Source organism: uncultured Tepidimonas sp., from assembly GCF_938045175.1.
Lineage (GTDB): Bacteria > Pseudomonadota > Gammaproteobacteria > Burkholderiales > Burkholderiaceae_C > Tepidimonas.
Map to the genome: position 1 here is coordinate 1 of NZ_CALIND010000162.1, position 18,245 is coordinate 18,245.

Annotated in this window: 15 protein-coding genes; 5 read left to right on the forward strand and 10 right to left on the reverse strand. The window is 64.6% G+C overall.

Annotation, left to right across the window (positions count from 1 at the left end; all coding sequences use genetic code 11):
- Positions 1–74: 74 nt before the first annotated feature.
- Both Q0716_RS08405 and Q0716_RS08410 read right to left on the reverse strand, forming a co-directional pair.
- Positions 75–3,860, reverse strand: a complete 3,786-nt coding sequence (locus Q0716_RS08405) for a nitrate reductase subunit alpha (protein WP_299021963.1) — start codon at positions 3,858–3,860, stop codon at positions 75–77.
- 25 nt (positions 3,861–3,885) lie between these two features.
- A complete protein-coding gene (locus Q0716_RS08410) occupies positions 3,886–5,262 on the reverse strand; it encodes a nitrate/nitrite transporter (protein ID WP_299021966.1) in 1,377 nt (458 codons plus the stop codon).
- A gap of 262 nt (positions 5,263–5,524) precedes the next feature.
- Here Q0716_RS08410 and Q0716_RS08415 point away from each other — a divergent pair, with 262 nt between their 5' ends.
- Genes Q0716_RS08415 through Q0716_RS08425 form a run of 3 tightly spaced genes read left to right on the forward strand, consistent with a single transcriptional unit; the run spans position 5,525 to position 8,058 of the window.
- Positions 5,525–6,793 carry a nitrate/nitrite transporter gene (locus Q0716_RS08415; RefSeq protein WP_299021969.1) on the forward strand — a complete coding sequence of 423 codons (1,269 nt, stop codon included), beginning with the start codon at positions 5,525–5,527 and terminating at the stop codon, positions 6,791–6,793.
- Positions 6,794–6,796: 3 nt separating this feature from the next.
- Positions 6,797–7,744, forward strand: a complete 948-nt coding sequence (locus tag Q0716_RS08420) for a sodium-dependent bicarbonate transport family permease (RefSeq protein ID WP_299021973.1) — start codon at positions 6,797–6,799, stop codon at positions 7,742–7,744.
- Positions 7,741–8,058: a hypothetical protein gene (locus Q0716_RS08425; protein ID WP_299021976.1), complete on the forward strand. Its 318-nt coding sequence runs from the start codon at positions 7,741–7,743 to the stop codon at positions 8,056–8,058. The genes Q0716_RS08420 and Q0716_RS08425 overlap by 4 nt, the downstream gene beginning before the upstream one ends.
- An 11-nt stretch (positions 8,059–8,069) precedes the next feature.
- On the opposite strand, the gene Q0716_RS08430 is transcribed toward Q0716_RS08425, so the two are convergent.
- Genes Q0716_RS08430 through Q0716_RS08445 form a run of 4 tightly spaced genes read right to left on the reverse strand, consistent with a single transcriptional unit; the run spans position 8,070 to position 13,269 of the window.
- Positions 8,070–8,825, reverse strand: coding sequence for a response regulator (locus Q0716_RS08430; RefSeq protein ID WP_299021977.1), 756 nt, complete (start codon positions 8,823–8,825; stop codon positions 8,070–8,072).
- Positions 8,794–10,767 (reverse strand): type IV pili methyl-accepting chemotaxis transducer N-terminal domain-containing protein, encoded by a 1,974-nt coding sequence (locus Q0716_RS08435; RefSeq protein ID WP_299021979.1) that lies wholly within the window; start codon positions 10,765–10,767, stop codon positions 8,794–8,796. The genes Q0716_RS08430 and Q0716_RS08435 overlap by 32 nt, the downstream gene beginning before the upstream one ends.
- Positions 10,768–10,806: 39 nt before the next feature.
- Positions 10,807–11,559, reverse strand: coding sequence for a 5'-methylthioadenosine/adenosylhomocysteine nucleosidase (locus tag Q0716_RS08440; protein ID WP_299021980.1), 753 nt, complete (start codon positions 11,557–11,559; stop codon positions 10,807–10,809).
- 21 nt (positions 11,560–11,580) lie between these two features.
- Entirely contained in the window at positions 11,581–13,269 is a 1,689-nt protein-coding gene (locus Q0716_RS08445) for a long-chain-fatty-acid--CoA ligase (RefSeq protein ID WP_299021982.1), read from the reverse strand.
- 304 nt (positions 13,270–13,573) lie between these two features.
- Between Q0716_RS08445 and Q0716_RS08450 the strand changes: the two genes are divergently transcribed.
- The gene (locus tag Q0716_RS08450; RefSeq protein WP_299021985.1) at positions 13,574–13,864 is read left to right on the forward strand and encodes a type II toxin-antitoxin system RelE/ParE family toxin; all 291 of its coding nucleotides are present in this window, start codon (positions 13,574–13,576) and stop codon (positions 13,862–13,864) included.
- A 21-nt stretch (positions 13,865–13,885) separates the two neighbouring features.
- Here the strand turns inward: Q0716_RS08450 and Q0716_RS08455 are convergent, their stop codons facing one another.
- The 3 genes from Q0716_RS08455 to Q0716_RS08465 are packed head-to-tail and all read right to left on the reverse strand — an operon-like array spanning position 13,886 to position 16,836.
- Positions 13,886–15,322, reverse strand: coding sequence for an NAD(P)(+) transhydrogenase (Re/Si-specific) subunit beta (locus Q0716_RS08455; protein ID WP_299021987.1), 1,437 nt, complete (start codon positions 15,320–15,322; stop codon positions 13,886–13,888).
- Positions 15,319–15,645 carry an NAD(P) transhydrogenase subunit alpha gene (locus Q0716_RS08460; protein ID WP_299021989.1) on the reverse strand — a complete coding sequence of 109 codons (327 nt, stop codon included), beginning with the start codon at positions 15,643–15,645 and terminating at the stop codon, positions 15,319–15,321. Before Q0716_RS08460 ends, Q0716_RS08455 begins: the two co-directional genes overlap by 4 nt.
- 42 nt (positions 15,646–15,687) lie before the next feature.
- The gene (locus tag Q0716_RS08465; RefSeq protein WP_299021992.1) at positions 15,688–16,836 is read right to left on the reverse strand and encodes a Re/Si-specific NAD(P)(+) transhydrogenase subunit alpha; all 1,149 of its coding nucleotides are present in this window, start codon (positions 16,834–16,836) and stop codon (positions 15,688–15,690) included.
- A 153-nt stretch (positions 16,837–16,989) separates the two neighbouring features.
- Here Q0716_RS08465 and Q0716_RS08470 point away from each other — a divergent pair, with 153 nt between their 5' ends.
- A complete protein-coding gene (locus Q0716_RS08470; protein ID WP_299021995.1) occupies positions 16,990–17,487 on the forward strand; it encodes an NUDIX hydrolase in 498 nt (165 codons plus the stop codon).
- A gap of 12 nt (positions 17,488–17,499) precedes the next feature.
- Here Q0716_RS08470 and Q0716_RS08475 read toward each other — a convergent pair whose 3' ends face one another.
- On the reverse strand, positions 17,500–18,237 hold the full coding sequence (locus Q0716_RS08475; RefSeq protein ID WP_299021998.1) for a 16S rRNA (uracil(1498)-N(3))-methyltransferase: 738 nt from the start codon (positions 18,235–18,237) through the stop codon (positions 17,500–17,502).
- Positions 18,238–18,245 lie beyond the last annotated feature (8 nt).

Here is an 18,245-nt window from a genome sequence, read left to right on the forward strand (position 1 = left end):
TTGAGCACCATCGCGATTTGGGCGCGTACTTTCATGGCGGGTCTCTCCTGGATACGTTGCACGGAAGCGGCGCTTCAAGCCTGCACGCTGTCGCGCCGCTCGCCATCGAGCCAGTCGATGCGGCGCATCTTGCGCACGATCACGAATTCGTCGCGGTTGGTGCCAATCGTTCCGTAGTAGTTGAAGCCGTAGCTGAATTGCGCGTAGCCGCCGATCATGTGCGTCGGTTTGACGACCACGCGTGTGACCGAGTTATGGATGCCGCCGCGCGTGCCGGTGATCTCCGCGCCCGGTGTGTTGATGATCTTCTCCTGCGCGTGGTACATCAGGGTCATGCCGGGCATGACGCGCTGGCTGACGACCGCGCGCGCAGCGATGGCGCCGTTGACATTGAACAGTTCTACCCAATCGTTGTCTTCGATGCCGGCGCGGCGCGCATCCTCCTCCGACAACCAGATGACCGGCCCGCCACGGTTGAGCGTCAGCATCAGCAGGTTGTCGCTGTAGGTGCTGTGGATGCCCCACTTTTGGTGTGGGGTGATGAAATTGAGCAAGATCTCTGGATGGCCGTTGGGCTTACGAGCGATCAGCTCATCCACCGCCTTCATATCCACCGGCGGGCGATAGCTGCTGAAGTTTTCACCAAAGGCCGTCATCCACGGATGATCCAGATAGAACTGCTGCCGACCGGTGAGGGTGCGCCATGGGATGAGCTCGTGTACATTGGTATAGCCGGCGTTGTAGGAGACCTTTTCGCTCTCCAGACCCGACCAGATCGGCGAGCTGATGATCTTGCGCGGCTGTGCCTGGATGTCGCGGAACCGAATCTTCTCGTCCTCCCGATGCAGCGCCAGGTGGGTGTGGTCGCGCCCGGTCACCCTGGACAGCGCCTCCCACGCCTTCACCGCCACATGGCCGTTGGTTTCGGGCGCCAGTTGCAGCACCACCTCGCAAGCGTCGATATCGGTGTCGATGCGGGGGCGGCCCTGGGTCGGGCCGTCGGCCTGTACGGCACCGTTGAGTTCGGCAAGCTGGCGCACCTCCTCCTGCGTCGGCCACGCCATGCCTTTGCCGCCGTTGCCCAGTTTGTCCATCAGCGGGCCCAAGGCCGTGAAGCGCGCGTAGGTGTTGGGGTAATCGCGCTCGACGACTTGGATCTGGGGGGCCGTCTTGCCCGGCACCAGCTCGCATTCGCCACGCTTCCAGTCGCGCACATCGAAAGGCTGCGCCAGCTCCGCCGGTGTGTCGTGCAGCAGGGGCAGCAAAACGACCTCCTTCTCCACCCCCAGGTGTCCCTGGGAAGCCTCGCTGAATGCCTTGGCAAATCCCTTGAAGATCTCCCAGTCGCTGCGGCTCTCCCAAACGGGATCGACCGCCGCCGACAACGGATGGATGAAGGGGTGCATATCGCTGGTGTTGAGGTCGTTCTTCTCGTACCAGCTCGCCGTCGGCAGCACGATGTCCGAGTACAGACAAGTCGTACTCATGCGAAAGTCCAGCGTCACCAACAGATCCAGCTTGCCCTCCGGGGCCTGGTCACGCCAGACGACCTCCCGCGGGCGTGCAGCGGGATCCGACAGCTCGCCCCCTTGCACACCATGCGTGGTGCCCAGCAGATGCTTCAAGAAGTACTCGTGCCCCTTTCCACTGGAGCCGAGTAGGTTGGAGCGCCAGACGAACAGGTTGCGCGGCCAGTTGTCCGGGTGATCCGGGTCCTCCCAGGCCATGCGCAGCTTGCCGGTGCGCAGCCCCTGCGCCACGTAGTCCTTGGGATCCATTCCCTGCGCGGCCGCATCGCGGGCCACCTGCAGCGGATTGGTCTGCAGCTGCGGATTGGCAGGCAGCCAGCCCATGCGGGCCGAGCGCACGTTGTAGTCGATGAACGAACCCTTCCACTGCTCGCGATCCGCCAGCGGCGACAGAATCTCGTCCACCCCCAGGCGCTCGTAGCGCCACTGATCGGTGTGCACATAAAAGAAGCTGGTGCTGTTCTGGTGGCGCGGTGGCCGCACCCAGTCCAGCGCGAAGGCCAGCGGCGTCCAACCCGATTGTGGACGCAGCTTCTCTTGCCCCACATAGTGCGCCCAGCCTCCGCCACTTTGACCGATGCAGCCGCACATCATCAATAGGTTGATGATGCCGCGGTAGTTCATGTCGCTGTGGTACCAGTGATTCATCGCCGCGCCGATGATCACCATGGACTTGCCGTGGGTCTTGTCGGCGTTGTCGGCGAACTGGCGCGCCACGGCAATGGCCTGCTCACGCGGCACACCGGTGATGCGCTCTTGCCAAGCGGGCGTGTAGGGCAGGTCGTCGTCGTACGAAGCGGCACCGGTATCGCCGGGCAACCCGCGTGGCACGCCGTAGTGCGCCAGCGTCAGATCGAACACCGTGGCCACGAGCGCGTGGCGTTGCTCGCCCGCTTTGCCCAGCGTGATGCGGCGCATGGGCACGGTGCGCAGCAGCACATCGCTGCCCTGCGGGTTGGCCGTGAAGTGCGGGTTGTGTACCCCGCCAAAATACGGGAAGGCCACTTGACCGACGTCGTATTCGGCACCGTCACCCTCCATGACACTGAGCTTGAGGCGGACCTCGCGGCCGTGCAGGGCTTCCTTGCTTTCCAGGTTCCACTTGCCCAAATCGCTGCGTCCCTCCGGCCCCCAGCGAAAGCCGATCGATCCATGGGGCAGAACGATTTTGTCCGTCTCGTCCAGCGCCACCGTCTTCCATTCGGGGTTGTTGTCCTGACCGAGCTTGCCGTTGAAGTCACTGGCCCGCAGGTAGCGCGCCGGCACCAAGGCCCGGCGACCGTCGGGCAGGGTTTGCTCCTGCAGCAATACCAGCAGGGGCAAGTCGGTGTAGCGGCGCACGTAGTCATCGAAGTAGGCGCTGCGCCGCTCGACGTGGAATTCGCGCAGGACGACGTGCCCCATTGCCATGGCCAGGGCCGCGTCGGTGCCCTGTTTGGGGTGCAGCCACAGATCGCACAGCTTGGAGATTTCGGCGTAGTCGGGGGTGATCGCCACCGTCTTGGCGCCCTTGTAGCGCACCTCGGTGAAGAAGTGCGCATCGGGAGTGCGCGTTTGCGGCACATTGGAGCCCCAGGCGATCAGGAAGGTGGAGTTGTACCAGTCGGCACTTTCGGGCACATCGGTCTGCTCGCCCCAGATCATCGGGCTGGCCGGGGGCAGATCGCAGTACCAGTCGTAAAAACTCATGCACACGCCGCCGATGAGCGACAGGTAGCGTGTCCCGGCCGCGTAGCTGATCATCGACATCGCCGGAATGGGTGAGAAGCCCACCACACGGTCGGGTCCATAGCGCTTGATGGTGTAGACGTTGGCGGCCGCGATGAGCTGGTTGACCTCATCCCACGTGCTGCGCACGAAACCGCCCAAGCCGCGCTGGGTTTGCCACTCGCGTCGCTTGTCGGCGTCTTCGACCAGACTGGCCCAGGCATCGACCGGGCTCTTGGCCACCGCGAGCGCGGCGCGCCAGTGCTTGAGCAGCGCACCGCGCACCATGGGGTATTTGATGCGGTTGGCGCTGTACAGGTACCAGCTGTAGCTGGCCCCACGCGCACAGCCGCGCGGCTCGTGGTTGGGCAGATCTGGCCGGGTTCGGGGGTAGTCGGTCTGCTGCGTCTCCCACGTCACGATGCCGCCCTTGACGTAGATCTTCCATGAACACGACCCGGTGCAGTTCACGCCGTGGGTGCTGCGTACGATCTTGTCGTGCGCCCAGCGGTCTCGGTAAGCCGCCTCCCAGCTGCGGTCTTCGGCCGTAGTCACGCCGTGTCCGTCGGCGAAGCTTTGCCGCGGCAGTGTGAAATATGTCAGACGATCGAGAAAGTGGCTCATCGGTGTGCTCCAGGTTGTGCGTGAGTCAGCAAGGATTGGCGGCGCCACGGCGGGCATACATCCACCAATTGAGCGCGACGTTGAAGGCAAAGAAACCAGCCAGCCCCCAGAACACGGGGGTGGCCGTCTGGAAGGTGGCAAATGCCCAGGCGAACAGCATCCCGAACAGGAACGGGCCATAGGCGGCCACCGCCGCGGTAAAGCCGATCACCCCACCCGCTTGACGCGGCGGAAACAGCATGGGCATTTGCTTGAAGGTCGAGGCGTTGCCGACACCGGCGAAGAAGAACAGCGTCAACATGCCGGCCACGAACAGCGGAAAACTATCCAAGCCGGTCGGCTGTGTCAGGGTCGTCACCCAAAGGGCGGCACCGAGCATGCCCAAGCCCGCCCAGTGCGTCACGCGAGCGCCGCCGAGCTTGTCCGACAGCGGTCCCGCCAAGACGCGCGAGGCCGAACCGACCAACGGCCCCCAAAACGCCCATGCCAAGGGGTCGGGAGCGCCTGGAAACTGGCCGTAGATTTGCTTGATGAGGAGAGGAAACGTCGCCGACAGCCCCGAAAAGGCGCCGAACGTCATGATGTAGAGCGACGTCATCGACCACGTGTGGCGCGAACGAAAGATGTCGAATTGCTCGGCGAAATTGGCTTTGACCGGCACCGATTTCAGGAACAACCACGCCGTCAAACCAAAGACCGCCACCAAGGGAATCATCACTGCGGGGGCGTTCTGCAGCCACACTTGACTGGTTACGCCCGCCTTGACCATCGTCTGGCTCGACCCCATCCAGGTGGCACCCGCCAACAAGGGAAAACTGATCACCCACGGTGTGACGAACTGCACGATGGACACACCAAAGTTGCCGATGCCGGCCTGAATCGCCAACGCCGTGCCTTGCAGCCGCTTCGGAAAAAACAGGCTGGTGGAGGGCATGAAGCTGGAGAAGTTGCCCCCGCCGAGTCCGGCGAGAAATGCCAGAGTCATCAGCACCCAATAGGGGGTGGAGGTGTCCTGCACCGCGAAAAACCACCCCACCAGGGGGATGAGCAGCGACAGTGTGGACAAGCTCACCACATGACGCGTGCCGTACATCGGGGTCAGAAACATGTGCACCAGGCGCAGGGTGCCGCCCGCCAGTCCTGGCATGGCGGCCAGCCAGAAGAGCTGGGTGGCGGTGAACTTGAAGCCGATTTGAGGCAGCCGCACCACCAAGGCCGACACCAGGAACCAGGCCATGAACGCCATGGTCAGGCAGGCGGTTGTGATGGCCAGGGTACGCCAAGCCAGGGCGGCCCCCCCGTTACGCCAAAAGGTTTCGTTTTCCGGCTCCCAGCGCTGTAACCAGGTGCCGTCTCGGGTGGCCACCGCGTGCGGGGGCGCACCGGTCTTGGAGACGCTCATCGTTCACTCCTCGTGGTGTTGTGCATCGGTATGCCCTGCACTGTGCCGCGCACGGGGTGGGACGACCATCCACCAATGGGAGGGGTGCGGCGCGCCAAAAGAACGATGCTCCGCCCTCGCGTCACGTTCGCCGCACACGCCGCAGACGCCGGACATCGTCCGAATGGCGTGCCCGGCTCCACCGTCTGGCGGATGGCGCTGGGCGACGGGCATCTCTACAGTGACACGCAACCCATTCACGAAGCACAGGAGGTTGCGCACCATGAATTCCCCCTCGGCATCAACGAACCGCAAGGCCTGGTCGGTGCTGATCGTCAGCACCCTGGCCTTCACCGTTTGTTTCATGGTCTGGATGATGTTTGGCGTCATCGGCATCCCGCTCAAAAAAGAGCTGGGGCTGAACGCCACACAGTTCGGGCTGTTGACGGCCACTCCAGTGCTGACCGGCTCACTGGTGCGCGTACCGCTGGGCATCTGGACCGATAAGTACGGCGGCCGCATCGTATTCGCGCTGTTGATGGCCTTGACCGTGCCAGCGATCTGGCTCATGGCCTATGCGACGGAGTTTTGGCACTTCCTCGTGATCGGCCTATTCGTCGGGCTCGCCGGGGGCTCGTTCTCGGTGGGAACCCCCTATGTGGCACGTTGGTTTCCCAAGCACCGGCAAGGGTTGGCCATGGGCATCTTCGGAGCCGGCAATGCCGGAGCAGCCGTCAACAAATTCGTCGCCCCGGCCCTGTTGGTGGCATTCGGTTGGACCATGGTGCCGCAGGTATATGCCGCTGTCATGCTGGGCACGGTCATTTTGTTTTGGCTGTTCAGCTACCACGATCCGGCTCACCTGGTGCCGGCCAACACGCGTTTCGTCGATCAGCTCAAGGCCCTGAAGGACCCCACGGTCCTCAAGTACTGCCAGTACTACAGCATTGTCTTCGGCGGCTATGTGGCGCTCTCACTGTGGATGGTGCAGTACTACGTGGGCGAATATGGGCTGGACATTCGCATCGCTGCGCTGCTGGCGGCCGCCTTTTCGTTGCCCGGCGGTGTATTGCGGGCCATTGGCGGTTGGTTGTCGGACAAGTTCGGTGCACATGCCGTCACTTGGTGGGTACTGTGGGTGAGCTGGATCTGTCTGTTCTTGCTGAGCTACCCGCAAACCGAGTTCACGATCCTGACCGTCAATGGCCCAGCGACGTTTCATATCGGTTTGAACGTCTATGTATTCACGGTGCTGATGTTCGCCCTTGGCATCGCCTGGGCCATCGGTAAGGCCAGCGTGTTCAAGTACATCTCCGATGAGTACCCCCAGAATATCGGCACCATCTCGGGCATCGTCGGCTTGGCCGGTGGCCTGGGCGGGTTTGTCTTGCCGATCATGTTCGGCGCTTTGCTCGATTTGACCGGCATTCGCTCCAGCGCCTTCATGCTGCTGTACGGGGTGGTTTGGGTGTCGTTGATCTGGATGTACCTGACCGAGGTGCGCCGTTTCGACGTTTTGAAAAAAGTGCAGCCGGCACAGCAGGGGACTTGAGTCATGGCGGCCGTCGATCCGGTGGTGGGTTTCTTCGTATTGGGCCTGCTGGCGGGGATGCTGCGTTCGGACCTGAAACTCTCCAGCGGGCTGTACGACACGCTGACGATCTATTTGCTGATTGCCATCGGACTCAAGGGCGGCTTCGAGCTGGCCAGCCGCGAGGTCATCGATCTCATCGTGCCCACGCTGGTCATTGTCGTGGCCAGCGCCGCCACGCCATTGCTGGCCTACCAGGTGCTGTTGCGTCTGGGGCGGCTGCCCCACCCCGATGCGGCGTCGATCTCGGCACACTATGGCTCGGTGTCGGTGGTGACGTTTGCCGTGGGCGCATCGTACCTGGGCCGCCAAGGGCTGGACTACGATGGTTATATGTCGGTCTTCCTGGTTTTTCTGGAATTTCCGGCGTTGATCGTGGGCGTGCTGCTGGCCAAGGGTCTCAGGGCCGACGCCGACTGGCGTCGCTTGGCTCACGAAGTGCTCACGGGCAAGGCGATCGTGCTGCTGCTGGGTGCATTGGCGATCGGCTGGATTTGGGGGCGCCAAGGCGGAGCTGCGCTGGTGCCGTTTTTCGAGGATCTGTTCAAAGGATTTCTGGCACTGTTTCTGCTGGGCATGGGCGTCACCACGGCTGCCCGCCTCGGTGACCTGCGCCGGGTCGGGCCATTTTTGGTCGGCTTTGGTATCCTGATGCCGGTGGTCTCCGCTGCCGGGGGCGTACTGGTGGGTTGGCTGCTGGCGCTACCCGTGGGTAATACCTTTTTGTTGGCGGTACTGTACGCGAGTGCCTCGTATATCGCGGCACCGGCGGCCATGCGTATCGCCATTCCAGAGGCCAATCCCGCGCTGTCGATGGGCGCGTCACTGGGCGTGACGTTTCCGTTCAATGTGGTCGCGGGAGTTCCGCTGTACCTGGCCATGACGCAGGCCTTTTATCGGATGATGGCATGAGTACCCCCACCGCACATCCCTGGCCGCACCATGGCGTGGTGGTCGTCATCATTGCCGAGGCGGAACTGGAGCCCTTGCTGCGCGACACGATCATGCAGGCCGGGGCATCGGGCTACACCGTGGCCGAAGTCAGGGGGCGCGGCAACCGCGGCCTGCGCGACGATCGGCTGCTGTTGTCGAACAACGTACGGTTCGAGGTGTTGTGCGACGCGTCTACCGCACAAACGCTGCTGGAGACGGTGCGTCAACGCTACGGTCGCCACTACGGCATCGTCGCCTATGCCGTACCTACTTGGGATGGGGTCAGCGCGTAGGGAATTCGGGCTTACCCCAAACCCGAGTTGACTGCTACCACCGCAGCCTGGACACGCGTGCTCACGCCCAACTTGCGCAGGATGTGCTGCACGTGGATCTTGACGGTGGTCTCGGCAATGTCGAGTGAGCGCGCAATCATTTTATTGCTTTGTCCACGGGCGATGAGTACCAAGATTTCACGCTCGCGTTCGGACAGCCCCTCCACTGGCGACGACGATGCCGGCACAGGGGTGGGTGCTAGAGCCAGCGTTTGCACTTGCGGTGTTGCCGCTGGCTGTGTGTTTGACGCTTCGCGCGTGTGCGGGCGGTCCACTGCAGTCGCAGAGGTGTCCGCGTTTTCACCCTGACGCATCAAGGTGACGAGTTTGTTCAGCATCGGCGGGCTGATGACGGAGTCCCCCGCCACCACCCGCTCGACGGCCTCACACAGCTGGTCGAGTTCCGTCGTTTTCAGTAAGTATCCCGCCGCACCGGCACGCAACGCCGTGGCCAGATCGGCTGCGTCTTCACTAACCGTGAGCATCAGGATACTGGTGTGGGGAGCAGCTTCGCGCAGGGCAGCGACGGCATCGACGCCACGCACACCCGGCAAATGGTTGTCGAGCAAAATGACGTCCGCATCCCCGTCTCGCAGCCAGCGCAGCGCTTCTCCCACCGAACCAGCCTCGCCACACACGTGCAACCGCGGCGACTGGCCCAGCAACGCGACCAACCCGCGTCGAAACAAGGGGTGGTCATCCACCAACAGTAGGCGAATCGGTCTCATCGTTTTGAACTTTTGGATCGGCTACGGTCTCTGCCATCCGTGTCGATGGGGGCGCGCGTTCGTCACGCACCGCCGCATCGGCGGGCACGGTAAGCTCCACCACGGTGCCTTGCCCCGGCGTCGACCACACGTGCAGCCGTCCACCGATCGTTGCGGCACGCTCATGCATGATGCGCAACCCGACGTGCGTTGCACCGACTGGGGCCTGGGCGCTGAACCCCTGGCCGTCATCGCGCACGACGAAGCGCCATGGTGCTCCCTTGTACACCTGGACCACCACCTGCCGCGCCTGGGCATGCTTGCGCACGTTGGACAAGGCTTCTTGAACCACATGCAACACTTGAATTTGTACGTCGGGAGGCAAATCCACCGCGTTGCCATGTGTTTCGACCTGTGCTGGCAACCCGGTTTGATGCTGAAATTTCGTCGCCGTCTCCTGAAGCGCGGTGACGATATCGCCGCCGTGGGCACGGGTGCGAAAGTGCAGCAGCAGTTCGCGTACGTCGGCCAAGCTCTCCTGCAGCCCGGTCTCCAGTTCGGCCACATTCGCCTGGGCGCCACCGATATCCCCCCGGCGCAATGCACTTTGCAGCAGCTGCACCTGTATCTTCAAAAACGCCAGCGATTGGGCAATCGAATCGTGTAGTTCGCGCGCCAGAAACGTCCGCTCCTGAGCAACGGCGGCTTCGCGCTCCAATGCTTGTGCGCGCAGACGCTGGACCGCATTGGCCAGCTGCCCCGCCAGCGCATCGAGCAGCTCACGCTCACCGTCGTGCAATGCCACCGTCTGGCGGTAAAAAAGGTTGATCTCACCCATGACCCGATGCTGTAGCCGCACGGGAACGCTCACCAAGGTACGCAAACCCAGGTTGGCGCAGTTGACGGCCATGGCGGTCTCGGCACGCTGCAGTGGAATTACGCGCGTGCGCTGATCGATGTGCGCGCGACCACATTCGCACAAACCACAGGGCAATACCTGTTCGCTGGCCACGATTTCGCGCGGCGCCTGATCTTCGGCCAACAACAGATACCCATGTAGGGTCTCATCGGCCCAGCGTAGAACGACCGAATCAGCCCCCATCCGTTCACGCAAACGCTGCACGAAACCTTGGGAGAGCTCCTGCAGCGATTCGGCGTCGCTCAAGAATTCGCTCATTTCGTAGAGCGCCTGTAGGTTGGCGCGCTTGCTCTCCAGCTCGCGCGTCTTCTCAGCCACGCGCGCCTCCAGCTGACCGTACAGTGCTTGCAAGGTGGCTGCCATCTGGTTGAAACCCACGGCCAGTTGCCCAAACTCGTCATTGCTGGTGGCCACCACACGTGTGCCGAAGGCGCCCTTTTGTAGATCGGTCATCGCCCTTGCCAGCCGCGTCAAAGGCTGCATCACATAGCGCTGGCCGGTGTAGAGCATGAAGACGGCACCGGTCACGGCCAGACCGATCATCACGAACTGCAGGAGGTTCAGAATGCGTGTCAAGCGCGCCAGCTCGGCTTCGATGTCAAGCACCCAGGCGTCGATTTCCGCCACCAAGGATGCCGCCGCGCCAAACGCATTCGCGGCACCGGAGGGATCGAGACCCCCTTCGGGATACCAGAGGTGGCGTTGCCGGTTCCAGGTGGTCTCAACGGCAGAGAATCGCTCCCGAATACTCGGGGTCCACGGCACCGCAAGCGGCCGCTGCGGATCCCCCAGGCGCAGCCGCCGCAAGCTCGCCTCGAATTCCGCCACCAGATCGGCACGCTGTGCCGCTGGCAAGGACGCGCCACGTGCCGCGTCGAGCCGCCAGACTTGCATCCGCAAGCGACCAGCCTCATTGACAGCAGCCGCCCCGCCTTCGAGTTGCCACGTAACCCACAGCGTTACGCCAATGGAGGCCGTCACGGCCAGCAGTAACCACAAACCGGCGTAGACGAGCTTGGTGGCGATGGTTGAAGTGGTACGCACGGTCTGTATCGAAGGCTCGTGCCATGCGCCCCAACTGCCTTACAACAGATTGAGCGCCTTGCGCACGATGCGCGCGCTGTAGTGGCGGGCCACGTCGCGCATGAAGGCCTGGAAGTCCACGTGCGCCTCGTCGTCGGCACGATCCGACAGCGTGCGCACGGCGCCAAACGGTGTGCCATAGTCCCAGCACACCTGGGCCACGGCAGCGCTTTCCATGTCCACTGCCAGCGCCTCGGGCAGCGCCTCGCGCAACGCCTGCGACTCGGCCGCGCTGGTGATGAAGCGGTCGCCACTGATGATCAAACCGCGGTGTACCGTGGGCCGGTGCAGCCCCAGTGCGCGCAGCGTCTCCTCACTGACCAGCTTGGGCAGCCACGTCACCGCGTCGCGCGCGGCTTCTTCCAGCACCTGCGCCAGCACCAAATCGGCGTCGAAGTGCATCTTGCCGGTGCCCGGCACCTCCCAGCGCGGAAACAGCGGCGCCGCACTCAAGTCGTGCTGCAGGTAGCGCGTGCCCACCACGACGTCGCCCACCTCGGCCCCCAGCGCCAAGCCGCCGGCCACGCCAGTGAACAAGATGTATTGCGGCGCGAAGCGCTCGTGCAACACCGTAGCCGTCGTCGCCGCCGCCACCTTGCCGATACCGCTGAGCACGGCCACCACTTCGTGGCCCTGCAGATGGCCTTGCCAGAACTCGCGCCCCGCCACCGTCACCTTGCGCTCGTCGGGCATGAGCTGCAGGATTTCGGCCAACTCTTCGTGAACGGCACTGATGACGGCGACACGGGCCATGCGACCACCTCCGGGACAACGTTACTTTTTGTCCCGCAATTCTCGCCGCAAAATCTTGCCCACGGGCGTCTTGGGCAACTCGGTGCGGAACTCGATCACCTTAGGGCGCTTGTAGCCCGTCAGGCGCGCTTCACAGAACTCGCGGATGTGCGCCTCGGTCAGCGCCGGGTCTTTCTTGACCACGACCAGCTTGACTGCCTCGCCCGAGTGCTCATCGGGGATGCCCACCACCGCGCACTCCAGCACGCCGTCGCACTGCGCCACCACGTCCTCGATCTCGTTGGGGTAGACGTTGAAGCCCGACACCAGGATCATGTCCTTCTTGCGGTCGACAATTCTGAAGTAGCCGCGCTCGTCCATGACGCCGATGTCACCGGTGCGGAACCACCCGTCCGCCGTCATGACCTTGGCCGTTTCATCCGGGCGCTGCCAGTAACCCGCCATCACCTGCGGGCCACGGATGGCGATTTCGCCCGGGGTGCCCATCGGCACCTCGTTGCCGTTGTCGTCCACGCACTTGAGCTCGGTGCTGGGGATGGGCACCCCGATCGTGCCCGAAAACTCTTTGACCGTGACCGGGTTACAACAGGCCGACGGGCTGGTTTCACTCAAGCCGTAGCCTTCGCAGATTGGGCAGCCGGTGCGCTCCAGCCAACGCTTGGCCACCGCCGCTTGCACCGCCATGCCCCCACCCAGCGAGACGCGCAGGTTGCGCCAGTTGACGGTGTCAAAGTCCGGATGGTTGAGCAGCGCGTTGAACAGGGTGTTGACCGCCGGAAAGCTGTGAAACGTGTGGTTGCGCAGCTCCTTGAGCACCGCCGGGATGTCGCGCGGGTTGGGGATGAGAATGGTCTTGCCGCCGGTGCGCATGCCCAACATCATGTTGACCGTGAAGGCGAAGATGTGATAGAGCGGCAGTGCGCAGACAGCGGTGGGCTGTTCGTGGGGAGGAATGGTCTTGCGCGCCGGCGCCTCCCACGCCTCGGACTGCAGCACGTTGGCGATCAGGTTGCGGTGCAGCAGCACGGCGCCCTTGCTCACCCCGGTCGTGCCGCCCGTGTACTGCAGCACTGCCACGTCGTCGGGCCCGACCTCTACGGGCTTGAAGCCGGCGCGCCGCCCGCGCGCCAGCGCGTCGTTGAATCGCACCGCCTGCGGCAGCTCGAACGGCGGCACCAGCTTTTTGACGTGCCGCACCACCAGGTTGACGATCACGCCCTTGATGCCCAACAGATCGCCCATCGCGGCCAGCACCACGTGCTGCACTGGCGTGTTGGCGATGCACTGCTGCAGCGTGTGGGCGAAGTTTTCGATGATGACGATGGCCTTGGCACCGCTGTCCTTGAGCTGGTGCTCCAGCTCACGCGCGGTATAGAGCGGGTTGACGTTGACCAGGATGTAGCCCGCGCGCAGGATGGCGGCCACCGCAATGGGGTATTGCGGCACGTTGGGCATCATCACCGCCACGCGATCACCGCGCTGCAGGCCCAGGCTCTGCAAATACCCGGCAAACGCGCGCGAGGCCTCGTCGATCTCGCGGTACGTCCACTCCTTGCCCAGAAAACTGTACGCGGGCCGGTCGGCGTACTTGGCAAAGCTCTCTTCCATCAACGCCACCAGCGACCGGTACTGGCCGGGGTCGATGGTCGCGGGCACGCCCTCGGGGTACTGTTGGAGCCAAGGTTTGTCGGCAGCGGTCACGGTGGTCATGGGGGTGTCTCCAGTCGATGAACAGAGTCAGCCGCGGCTCTGCGGCCTGACGCCAGGCTGACGGCTACGGGCATTATTCCCCAAAAAGCCCCGACGAGAACGCTATATTGGGGTTTTTCCGAACGATCGTTCGCTGGTTGGAGGGGGAGAGATGCTGCCCGCGTGAAGAAAGACGGGAGACATTCAAGCAGGATGCCCTACGTGCCTGGGACGACTATCAGCACACCGGCCTGCACCTGACGGCAGAAGAGGCCGATGCCTGGCTGGCGAAGTTGGAAGCGGGCGACGATGCGGAGCCCCCCAAATGCCACGGCTGATCTGGACCCCGCCGGCGCTGGCAGATGTGCAACGACTCTTTCGCTTCCTCGCATCCAAAGACACGCGTGCCACGCAACGCGCGGTAGCGGCGATACGAGCGGGGGTCGAGGTTTTGGCCCAGCAGCCGCACCTCGGCCGCCCGGTGGAGGACATGCACCCGGCGTTTCGGGAATGGCTGATCGACTTCGGCAGCAGTGGCTACGTCGCTCTTTATCACTTCGACGCGCAGTACATTGCCATTCTCGCGGTCCGGCATCAAAAAGAAGCCGGGTATTGAGTCGCCTCGCCCACCGCCCCCTCACTCGATCGCCTTGACGATGTCCTCCACCACCTTCTTGGCGTCGCCGAACACCATCATCGTCTTGTCCATGTAGAACAGCTCGTTGTCCAGGCCGGCGTAGCCCGCGGCCATGGAGCGCTTGTTGACGATGACGGTGCGTGCTTTGTACGCCTCCAGGATGGGCATGCCGTAGATGGGGCTGCCTTTTTGCAGCGCGGCCGGGTTGACCACGTCGTTGGCGCCCAGGATGACCGCGACATCGGTCTGGCCGAATTCGGCGTTGATGTCCTCCATCTCGAACACCTGGTCGTACGGGATCTCGGCCTCGGCCAGCAGCACGTTCATGTGGCCCGGCATGCGCCCGGCCACGGGGTGGATGGCGAACTTGACGCTGATGCCTTTTTCGGTGAGCTTTTGCGCCAGCTCCTTGACCGCGTGCTGCGCGCGCGCCACCGCCAGGCCGTAGCCGGGCACGATGATGACGCTCTCGGCGTTGGACAGGATGAACGCCGCATCGTCGGCACTGCCGCTGCGCACGGTACGCTGGGGCTGGTCGGCCTGTGCGCCACTCGCGGCATCCCCGCCAAAGCCACCCAGGATGACGTTGATGAACGAGCGGTTCATCGCCTTGCACATGATGTAGCTCAGGATCGCGCCCGAGCTGCCCACCAGCGAGCCCGCGATGATGAGCATGGGGTTGTTGAGCGAAAAGCCAATACCCGCCGCCGCCCAGCCGGAGTAGCTGTTGAGCATGGACACCACCACCGGCATGTCCGCCCCGCCGATGGGGATGATGATGAGCACGCCCAACACGAAACTCAGCGCCGTCAGCACCGCGAACGCGGTCCAATTGCCGGTGAGCGCAAACACCACGCCCAGCGCGATGATGACCAGCCCCAGCACCAGGTTGAGCAGATGCTGGCCGGGAAACACCACCGGCGCGCCGCGAAAGAGCCGGAATTTGACCTTGCCCGACAGCTTGCCAAACGCGATGACCGAGCCGCTGAAGGTGATGGCGCCAATGGCCGAGCCCAGGAACAGCTCGACCTTGTTGCCGACGGGGATGTCGCCGCCCTTGGCCGCGAGGTCGAACGCCCACGGCTCGACCACCACCGCGATGGCGATGCACACCGCGGCCAGGCCGACCATGCTGTGCATGAAGGCCACCAGCTCCGGCATTTTGGTCATCTCGACCCGGCGGGCCATGATGGCGCCCGCCGTGCCACCCGCGACCAGTCCCAGCGCCACCCAGGCCAGCCCCATGGCTTCGTCCAGCGCCATGCGCTCGGCCAGGGTGGTGATCAGGCCCATGGTGGTCACGATGGCAATGGCCATGCCGACCATGCCGAAGACGTTGCCACGGATGGAGGTGGTGGGGTGGCTCAGGCCCTTGAGCGCCTGGATGAAACAGACGCTGGCGACCAGGTACAGCAGGACGACGACGTTCATGCTCATTGGGCGGCTCCTTCACCCGCGGCGGGGGCCTTGCGTTCCTTCTTCTTGAACATCTCCAGCATGCGGCGCGTGACCAGGAAGCCGCCGAAGACATTGACCGCGGCCAGGGCCACGGCCAGCACGCCCATGGTCTTGGCCAGCGGGCTTTCGGTGAGCGCCGCGGCCAGCATGGCACCCACGATCACGATGGCCGAGATGGCGTTGGTCACCGCCATGAGCGGGGTGTGCAGCGCAGGGGTGACGTTCCACACCACGTGGTAGCCCACGTAGATGGCCAGCACGAAGATGATGAGGTTGAAGACGACGGGGGAGATGGCTTCCATGGCAAACCTCGAACGGTGGAGTGATCGGGCACGACGCCGCATTCAAGCGCGACGCTTGACCTCGCCGCCTTGCGTGACGAGGCAGGCGCTGACGATGTCGTCCTCCAGCGGCACCTGCACGGCCGTGGCGTCCTTGGGACAGATGAGCTTGAGGAAATCCAGCACGTTGCGCGCGTACAGCGCCGAGCTGTCGGCGGCCACCAGCGCGGGCAGGTTGGTGTGTCCGATGATGGTCACGCCATGCACGGTGACCACTTGGTCGGGCACGGTCAACGGGCAGTTGCCCCCGGGTTGCCCGTGCGGACCGACCGGACCGCGACCCGCGGCGATATCCACGATGACCGAGCCCGGCTTCATGCTGCGTACCATGTCTTCGGTGACCAGCGTTGGGGCAGGGCGGCCAGGGATGAGCGCGGTAGAGATGACCACGTCGGCCTGCGCCACGCGCTTGGCGACTTCGACCTTTTGGCGCTCGAGCCAGCTCTGCGGCATGGGGCGCGCATAGCCGCCGACGCCTTGTGCGCATTCGCGCTCCTCGTCGGTCTCGTAGGGCACATCGATAAATTTGGCCCCCAGCGACTCGACCTGCTCTTTGACCGCTGGCCGCACGTCGGACGCCTCGATCACCGCGCCCAGTCGCTTGGCGGTGGCGATGGCTTGCAGGCCCGCCACCCCCACGCCCAGCACCACGACCCGCGCGGCCTTGATGGTGCCCGCTGCGGTCATGAGCATCGGAAACAGGCGCTGGTAGTGGTTGGCCGCCAGCATCACGGCTTTGTAGCCGGCGATGTTGGCCTGGCTGGACAGCACGTCCATGCTCTGCGCGCGCGTGGTGCGCGGCATGGCCTCGAGTGCAAACGCGGTCAGCCCTGCGGCCGCCAGTCGCTGCAGCCCCTCGGCATCGAAGGGGTTGAGCATGCCCACGAGGGTGGCGCCCGGCTTCATGCGCGCGAGCTCGTTCGCCGACGGCGCACGCACCTTGAGCACCAGCTCGGCACCCAGGGCGGCGTCGGCATCGACGATCTCGGCGCCTGCCGCGCGGTAGGCCTCATCCGGTGCGCTGGCCGCCACACCGGCGCCGCTTTGGACCAGCACGGTGTGGCCTTGCGCCACGAGTTTTTTGACTGTCTCCGGGGTGGCGGCCACCCGGGTCTCGAGTGCCGCCGTTTCGGCGGGCACGCCTATGCGCATGGTGGGTTCTCCTCTGTTGGGTCGATCGCCGATCGCATCGTGCGAGCGGTGGCGTTGTCGGCCAATATATCATCGCCGACCCGCCTTCGATCTCACCGGAGCTTTCCATGATCATGCGCGCCGCTGCCGTGTCTGGTCACGCATAATCCGGACATGACCGAACGTTGGAAACCCAGTGTCACCGTGGCAGCGATCATCGAGCGCGCGGGGCGATATCTATTGGTGGAAGAACACACCCCCGATGGCCTGCGGCTCAACAACCCTGCGGGTCACCTGGACCCGGGCGAGGGCCCCGTGCAGGCCTGCGCGCGCGAGGTGTTGGAAGAAACGGCCCACCGTTTCACGCCCACGGCGCTGCTCGGGATCTACCTGTCGCGCTTCCAGCGCCCCGAGCGGGGAGAGGACGTGACCTACCTGCGCTTGGCGTTCACGGGTGAGCTGGGCGAGGTGGTGGCGGGGCGCGCGTTGGACGCGGGCATCGTGCGCACCGTGTGGCTGACGCGCGACGAGGTGCGCGCCAGTTGCGAGCGCCACCGCAGTCCGCTGGTGTGGCGCTGCATCGAGGACCACGCGGCCGGCCGCCGCTGGCCGCTAGAGGTGATTGACACCGATCCCTCGATCACGGCACTCGGCCCGCTGTTGCACGGCTGACGGCACCCCCGCTCAGGTCAGGGTCAGCACGGCCAGCGCGGCGACGGCCGCGGTTTCACTGCGCAGCACGCGCGCGCCCAGCGAGAGGGGCTGCCAGCCCGCGGCCTGCAACGCGGCCTCCTCGGCGGCGGTGAGGCCGCCCTCGGGCCCCAGCACCACGCGGCAGGCCGGGCCGATGGCCTGCGCCCACGCCGCACAAGGCAGCGCCCCGTTGCTCAGCGACAGGTAGGCGCCCGGCACGCCGTCGGCCAGCGCCCCGGCGTGCGCCAGCCAATCGCGCCACTCGCGCACCGGGTGCAGGAGCGGCACCCGGTTGCCGCCGCACTGTTCGCACGCCGCCACCGCCACCGCCTGCCAGTGGGCCACTTTTTTGGCGGCACGCTCGCCGGTCAGGCGCAGTACGGTGCGTGCGCTCACCAGGGGCTGCACGCTGGCGACGCCCAGCTCGGTGGCCTTTTCGATCAACCAGTCCATGCGTTCGTTGGCGGGCATGCCCACGGCCAGGTGCACCGCCCGCGCGGGCTCGCGTTCGACGGCGTGGTGCGCCAGCACCTGCACTTGCACCTGCTGGCGCCCCATGGTGGTCACGCGCGCGTGCCACTCCCCACCGCGCACGGGGTCGCCAAACAGGGTGAGCGCGTCGCCGGGCTGCAAGCGCAGCACCTGCACGTGGCGGCTGGCCGCTGACGGCAAGGTCAGCAGCACGCCGGGCTGCAGCGGCTCGGGGTGGTGGATGCGCGGCACGGGCATGCGCTCGG